The 581-nt window shown below is 38.0% G+C and carries 1 protein-coding gene; it reads left to right on the top strand.

Translation table 11 applies throughout. From position 1 onward, the window contains the following. Nucleotides 1-33: 33 nt before the first annotated feature. The coding region (locus CIB29_RS18320) for a Mu transposase domain-containing protein (RefSeq protein WP_423241318.1) at nt 34-581 on the top strand (548 nt) is incomplete at its 3' end.

The raw sequence follows: 581 nt of genomic DNA, 5'->3' as shown, positions 1-581 counted from the left end.
TTGGAAGAAGAACGTGAGGGGTTATTACCCAAAATGCCTATGTATGATGCTGCAAGGATTGTAGAGCCCCGTGTTGATAAGTATTCCACTATAATTATTGATACATGCCATTATTCTGTCCCTGACATGTACGTAGGTAAAAAAATATTTACCAAGGTATATTCAAACAAAATCCTATGTTTTTATGAAGGGGTCAAAATAGCAGAACATAACAGGAGATATAGGTTTAACGAGTGGGATATCAAGATAGAGCATTATGTGAACACATTAAAGAGAAAGCCGGGAGCTCTAGCCAGCAGCACAGCAATGCATCAGGCAGATCCCAGGCTTCAACAAATCTACAGTAGGTATTATATCAAAAGGGAGAAGCAATTCATAGAGTTACTGGAATTAATTTCACAAAAAAGTATAGAAGAAGTTGAAGAAGCAATTTCAGCTTTAGAAAAGATAAGCCCTCTTGATGTAACGACTGAGAAGATAAAGGCAATTTGCAACCGCTCACAGGATGTAACCTTAACAGGAAGCAGCGCAGAATATAATGCCAAAGTCTGTGAAATAACTGCAAAAGCTGAGGAAATGCT

The organism is Petroclostridium xylanilyticum, assembly GCF_002252565.1.
Classification (GTDB): domain Bacteria; phylum Bacillota; class Clostridia; order SK-Y3; family SK-Y3; genus Petroclostridium; species Petroclostridium xylanilyticum.
This window is presented reverse-complemented; position numbering and strand designations above follow the sequence as displayed.